Source organism: Salmonella sp. SJTUF15591, from assembly GCF_043356435.1.
GTDB classification, from domain to species: Bacteria; Pseudomonadota; Gammaproteobacteria; order Enterobacterales; family Enterobacteriaceae; genus Salmonella; species Salmonella enterica.
In genome coordinates this window covers 1-6317 of the sequence record NZ_JBEUJO010000026.1, presented here as the reverse complement: position 1 = coordinate 6317, position 6317 = coordinate 1, and the positions used below count along the sequence as shown (strand labels likewise).

Here is a 6317-nt window from a genome sequence, read left to right as displayed (position 1 = left end):
TCTTACCTGGCAGAATTTCTGCTGGAAAAAGGGTATGAGGTGCATGGTATCAAGCGCCGCGCGTCATCGTTTAATACCGAGCGCGTGGACCATATTTATCAGGACCCGCACAGTTGCAACCCGAAATTTCATCTGCATTATGGCGACCTGACCGACGCCTCCAACCTGACCCGCATTTTACAGGAAGTGCAGCCGGATGAGGTCTACAACCTGGGCGCGATGAGCCATGTGGCGGTGTCGTTTGAGTCGCCGGAATATACGGCCGATGTGGATGCGATGGGCACGCTGCGCCTGCTGGAGGCGATCCGCTTCCTCGGTCTTGAAAAGAAAACGCGGTTCTACCAGGCCTCCACCTCTGAACTGTACGGGCTGGTGCAGGAGATCCCGCAGAAAGAGACCACGCCGTTCTACCCGCGTTCCCCCTATGCGGTGGCGAAACTGTACGCCTACTGGATCACCGTCAACTACCGTGAATCCTACGGTATTTACGCCTGTAACGGCATTCTGTTTAACCACGAGTCCCCGCGTCGCGGCGAAACCTTCGTCACCCGTAAGATCACCCGCGCCATCGCCAATATCGCCCAGGGACTGGAGTCCTGCCTGTATCTCGGCAACATGGACTCGCTGCGCGACTGGGGCCATGCGAAAGATTACGTGCGGATGCAGTGGATGATGTTACAGCAGGAGCAGCCGGAAGATTTCGTGATTGCCACCGGCGTGCAGTATTCCGTACGCCAGTTTGTGGAGCTGGCGGCGGCGCAACTGGGGATAAAACTGCGCTTTGAAGGCGAAGGCATTAATGAGAAAGGGATCGTGGTATCCGTTACCGGACACGATGCGCCGGGCGTGAAACCGGGGGATGTGATTGTGGCCGTTGATCCGCGTTATTTCCGTCCGGCGGAAGTGGAAACCCTGCTGGGCGACCCGTCCAAAGCGCATGAGAAACTGGGCTGGAAACCGGAAATCACCCTGTCGGAGATGGTCTCCGAGATGGTGGCGAACGATCTGGAGGCCGCGAAAAAACACTCACTGCTGAAATCTCACGGATTCGATGTAAATTTATCTTTGGAATGACCATGACCAAGCAACGAATTTTTGTGGCGGGCCATCGCGGGATGGTGGGCTCCGCGATTGTACGGCAGCTTGCGCAGCGCGGCGACGTGGAGCTGGTGCTGCGCACCCGCGATGAGCTGGATCTGCTCGACGGGCGCGCGGTACAGGCGTTCTTTGCCGGGGCGGGTATCGACCAGGTTTATCTGGCGGCGGCGAAAGTGGGCGGCATTGTCGCCAACAACACGTATCCGGCGGATTTTATTTATGAAAACATGATGATAGAGAGCAACATTATTCACGCCGCGCACCTGCACAACGTGAACAAACTGCTGTTTCTCGGTTCGTCCTGTATCTATCCGAAACTGGCAAGGCAGCCGATGGCGGAAAGCGAGCTGCTGCAGGGGACGCTGGAGCCGACCAACGAGCCGTATGCCATCGCCAAGATCGCCGGGATTAAACTGTGCGAGTCCTACAACCGGCAGTACGGTCGCGACTACCGTTCGGTGATGCCGACCAACCTGTACGGCCCGCATGACAATTTCCATCCGGACAATTCACATGTGATCCCGGCGCTGCTGCGCCGCTTTCATGAGGCCGCGCAGAGCCACGCGCCGGAGGTGGTGGTGTGGGGCAGCGGCACGCCGATGCGTGAATTTCTGCACGTTGACGATATGGCGGCGGCCAGTATTCACGTGATGGAGCTGGCGCGCGAAGTGTGGCAGGAGAACACTGCCCCGATGCTGTCGCACATTAACGTCGGCACTGGCGTGGACTGCACTATCCGCGAACTGGCGCAGACTATCGCAAAGGTGGTGGGTTACCAGGGCCGGGTGGTGTTCGACGCCGCGAAGCCGGACGGCACGCCGCGTAAATTGCTCGACGTCACGCGCCTGCATCAGCTTGGCTGGTATCACGAAATTTCACTGGAGGCAGGGCTTGCCGGTACTTACCAGTGGTTCCTTGAGAATCAGCAACGGTTCCGGGGGTGACAATGTTTTTACGTCAGGAAGATTTCGCCGCCGTGGTGCGGGCCACGCCCCTCATCTCCCTCGATTTCATTGTGGAAAACGGCCAGGGGGAAATTTTACTGGGCCAGCGTCTCAACCGTCCGGCGCAGGGCTACTGGTTTGTGCCGGGGGGCGGGTGTGCAAAGACGAAACGCTGGAGGCCGCCTTTGCACGCCTGACGCAGGCGGAACTGGGCGTGCGTCTGCCGCTGGCGGCAGGGACGTTTTATGGCGTCTGGCAGCACTTCTATGACGACAACTTTTCCGGTGAGGATTTTTCAACTCACTACATCGTGCTCGGCTTTCGTCTGCGCGTGGCGGAGAGCGATTTACGCCTGCCTGATGCCCAGCATGGCAGTTACCGCTGGCTGACGCCGGAACAGCTTCTGGCAAGCGATAATGTTCATGAGAACAGTCGGGCCTACTTCTCTCCTGACGCGCCGGCGGTGGGCCTATGAAGATCCTGGTCTATGGCATTAACTATTCGCCGGAACTGACCGGTATCGGCAAATATACCGGCGAAATGGTGGCGTGGATGGCGCGGGAAGGCCATGAGGTGCGGGTCATTACTGCGCCGCCGTACTACCCGCAGTGGAAGGTCGGTGAGCGCTATTCCGCCTGGCGCTATCGCCGGGAAGAGGGCGAGGCTACCGTCTGGCGCTGCCCGCTGTATGTGCCGAAACAGCCCTCCACCCTAAAACGACTACTTCATCTGGGGAGCTTTGCATTGAGCAGTTTTTTCCCACTGATGGCGCAGCGTCGCTGGAAGCCGGATCGGATTATCGGCGTTGTACCGACGCTCTTTTGTACGCCGGGAATGCGTCTGCTGGCGACACTCTCCGGCGCGCGTACCGTACTGCATATTCAGGATTACGAAGTGGACGCCATGCTCGGCTTAGGAATGGCGGGAAAAGGCAAGCGCGGCAGCATAGCGCGGTTAGCGACGGCCTTTGAACGCAGCGCGCTGCGTAACGTTGATAATGTTTCGACCATCTCTCGCTCCATGATGAATAAAGCGCGGGAAAAGGGCGTCGCGGCGGAAAAAATCCTCTTTTTTCCGAACTGGTCGGAAGTGGCGCGCTTTCAGGACGTTAATGACGCTGACGTGACGGCTTTGCGTCAGCAGCTTGGCTTGCCAGAGGGCAAAAAAATTGTGCTTTATTCCGGCAATATCGGCGAAAAACAAGGGCTGGAAAAGGTAATTGACGCCGCGGAACGATTACGCGATCGACCGTTGATTTTCGCGATTGTCGGCCAGGGGGGCGGCAAGGCGCGGATGGAGAACATGGCCCGCGAACGCGGCCTGGCAAATATTAAATTCCTCCCGCTGCAGCCTTACGACGCCTTACCCGCGCTGCTGAAAATGGGCGACTGCCATCTGGTGGTGCAAAAGCGCGGCGCAGCGGATGCGGTACTGCCCTCCAAGCTGACTAACATTCTGGCGGTCGGCGGTAATGCGGTGATTACCGCTGAGCCGCACACCGAATTAGGACAACTTTGCGCGCGCTATCCGGGCATCGCCGTTTGCGTGGAACCGGAATCGACCGACGCGCTGGTCGACGGGATTAGCCAGGCGCTCGCCATGCCGAAAAACAACATGACGGCACGTGAATACGCCGAACGCACGCTCAATAAAGAGAACGTGCTACGCCAATTTATTGCAGATATTCGGGGATGATAATGCGTCAGACAAAACTTTACCCGGTTGTGATGGCCGGTGGCTCCGGTAGCCGATTGTGGCCGCTTTCTCGCGTGCTTTATCCAAAACAGTTTCTGTGCCTGAAAGGCGATCTCACCATGCTGCAAACCACCATTTGCCGTCTGAACGGCGTGGAGTGCGAAAGCCCGGTGGTGATCTGCAACGAACAGCACCGTTTTATCGTTGCCGAACAGCTCCGCCAGCTCAATAAGCTGACGGAGAACATTATTCTTGAGCCCGCCGGGCGCAATACCGCGCCGGCGATTGCGCTGGCGGCGCTGGCGGCGACGCGCCAGCATACGGACTGCGATCCGCTGATGCTGGTACTGGCGGCGGATCATGCGATCGCCAATGAAGAGGCCTTCCGCGACGCGGTGCGCGGCGCCATACCCTGTGCCGACGCGGGCAAACTGGTGACCTTCGGTATCGTGCCGGATCTGCCGGAAACCGGCTATGGCTATATCCGGCGCGGTGATGTCGTGCCGGGCGCGACGGATGCGGTGGCTTTTGAGGTGGCGCAGTTCGTTGAGAAGCCGGGGCTGGAAACCGCCCAGGCCTACGTCGCCAGCGGCGATTACTACTGGAACAGCGGCATGTTTCTGTTCCGCGCCGGACGCTATCTGGAAGAGCTGAAAAAGTTCCGCCCCGATATTCTGGCCGCCTGTGAACAGGCGATGCGCGGCGTCGATCCGGATCTTGACTTCATTCGCGTGGATGAAGAGGCCTTCCTCGCCTGTCCGGAAGAGTCCATTGACTACGCGGTGATGGAGCGGACGGCGGACGCGGTGGTGATGCCAATGGACGCGGGCTGGAGCGATGTCGGCTCGTGGTCCTCGCTGTGGGAAATCAGCGCCCACACCCCGGAGGGAAATGTCCACCACGGCGACGTCATCAGCCATAAAACGGAAAACAGCTACGTTTACGCTGAATCCGGCCTGGTGACCACCGTCGGCGTGAAGGATCTGGTGGTGGTGCAGACCAAAGACGCCGTGCTGATTGCCGATCGCCACGCGGTGCAGGACGTGAAAAAGGTGGTGGAGAAGATCAAGGCCGACGGACGCCATGAGCACCACATGCACCGCGAGGTTTACCGTCCGTGGGGCAAATACGACTCCATCGACGCGGGCGAGCGCTATCAGGTGAAGCGTATTACCGTCAAGCCGGGGGAAGGACTGTCGGTGCAGATGCACCATCACCGCGCCGAGCACTGGGTGGTGGTGGCGGGGACCGCCAGAGTCACCATCAACGGCGAGGTTAAGCTGATCGGTGAAAACGAGTCCATCTATATTCCGCTGGGGGCGACCCACTGCCTGGAAAATCCGGGAAAAATACCGCTCGATTTAATTGAAGTGCGTTCCGGCTCGTATCTCGAAGAGGACGACGTGGTGCGGTTCGAGGACCGTTACGGGCGGGTCTGACGCCTGCAATGGTGCCCGGTAAGCGCAACGCGCCATCCGGCAATGAACAACAATAACGATGTTGGCCATTTACGGTCAGGGCTAACTGTTGCCTGAAGAAGGGTAAGAACATGACAAAATTAACCTGTTTCAAGGCCTACGACATTCGCGGCAGGCTGGGCGAAGAGCTCAATGAAGATATCGCGTGGCGGATTGGCCGCGCTTACGGCGAATATTTAAAACCGAAAACCATCGTGCTGGGCGGCGACGTGCGCCTGACCAGCGAGGCGCTGAAGCTGGCGCTGGCGAAAGGGTTACAGGACGCGGGCGTCGACGTGCTGGATATCGGTATGTCCGGCACCGAAGAGATTTACTTCGCCACCTTCCACCTCGGCGTGGACGGCGGTATTGAAGTGACCGCCAGCCATAACCCGATGGACTACAACGGCATGAAGCTGGTGCGCGAGGGCGCCCGCCCGATAAGCGGCGACACCGGTCTGCGCGACGTTCAGCGTCTGGCGGAAGCGGGCGATTTCCCGCCGGTGAACGAGGCCGCGCGCGGCAGCTACAGACAAATCAGCCTGCGCGACGCCTACATCGGCCACCTGCTCGGCTATATCAGTGTTAACAATCTCACCCCGCTGAAGCTGGTGGTGAATTCCGGCAACGGCGCGGCGGGGCCGGTCATTGACGCCATCGAAGCGCGTCTGAAGGCGCTGGGCGCGCCGGTGGAGTTCATCAAAATCCACAACACCCCGGACGGCACCTTCCCGAACGGCATTCCCAACCCGTTGCTGCCGGAGTGTCGCGACGACACCCGCAAGGCCGTTATTGAACACGGGGCGGACATGGGCATCGCCTTTGACGGCGACTTCGACCGCTGCTTCCTGTTCGATGAGAAAGGGCAGTTTATCGAGGGGTACTACATCGTCGGGCTGCTGGCGGAAGCGTTTCTGGAAAAACACCCGGGGGCGAAGATTATCCACGACCCGCGCCTGACCTGGAACACGGAGGCAGTGGTGACGGCGGCGGGCGGGACGCCGGTGATGTCAAAAACCGGACATGCCTTTATCAAGGAGCGGATGCGTACGGAGGATGCCATTTATGGCGGGGAAATGAGCGCGCATCACTATTTTCGTGATTTTGCCTACTGCGACAGCGG

The 6317-nt window shown here is 59.2% G+C and carries 5 protein-coding genes and 1 pseudogene; all 6 read left to right on the top strand.

Annotation, left to right across the window (positions count from 1 at the left end):
• The coding region (gene gmd, locus ABVM99_RS24320; protein ID WP_038806813.1) for a GDP-mannose 4,6-dehydratase at positions 1-1074 on the top strand (1074 nt) is incomplete at its 5' end.
• 2 nt (positions 1075-1076) lie between these two features.
• On the top strand, positions 1077-2042 hold the full coding sequence (locus ABVM99_RS24315) for a GDP-L-fucose synthase (RefSeq protein WP_023253845.1): 966 nt from the start codon (positions 1077-1079) through the stop codon (positions 2040-2042).
• Between the two features lie 2 nt (positions 2043-2044).
• Positions 2045-2517, top strand: a pseudogene (locus tag ABVM99_RS24310) (GDP-mannose mannosyl hydrolase).
• Entirely contained in the window at positions 2514-3737 is a 1224-nt protein-coding gene (gene wcaI / locus ABVM99_RS24305; protein ID WP_023194957.1) for a colanic acid biosynthesis fucosyltransferase WcaI, read from the top strand. The pseudogene ABVM99_RS24310 and the gene wcaI overlap by 4 nt, the downstream one beginning before the upstream one ends.
• The gene (cpsB, locus tag ABVM99_RS24300; protein ID WP_072101865.1) at positions 3734-5176 is read left to right on the top strand and encodes a mannose-1-phosphate guanyltransferase; all 1443 of its coding nucleotides are present in this window, start codon (positions 3734-3736) and stop codon (positions 5174-5176) included. The genes wcaI and cpsB overlap by 4 nt, the downstream gene beginning before the upstream one ends.
• Positions 5177-5286: 110 nt before the next feature.
• Positions 5287-6317, top strand: a 1031-nt coding sequence (cpsG, locus tag ABVM99_RS24295) for a colanic acid biosynthesis phosphomannomutase CpsG (protein ID WP_272709698.1), incomplete at its 3' end; no start/stop codon positions are given.

Bases quoted from the DNA above. Each gene is read 5' to 3' on its own strand.
- cpsB (WP_072101865.1), top strand. From the start codon at position 3,734: ATGATAATGCGTCAGACAAAACTTTACCCGGTTGTGATGGCCGGTGGC.
- wcaI (WP_023194957.1), top strand. From the start codon at position 2,514: ATGAAGATCCTGGTCTATGGCATTAACTATTCGCCGGAACTGACCGGT.
- ABVM99_RS24315 (WP_023253845.1), top strand. From the start codon at position 1,077: ATGACCAAGCAACGAATTTTTGTGGCGGGCCATCGCGGGATGGTGGGC.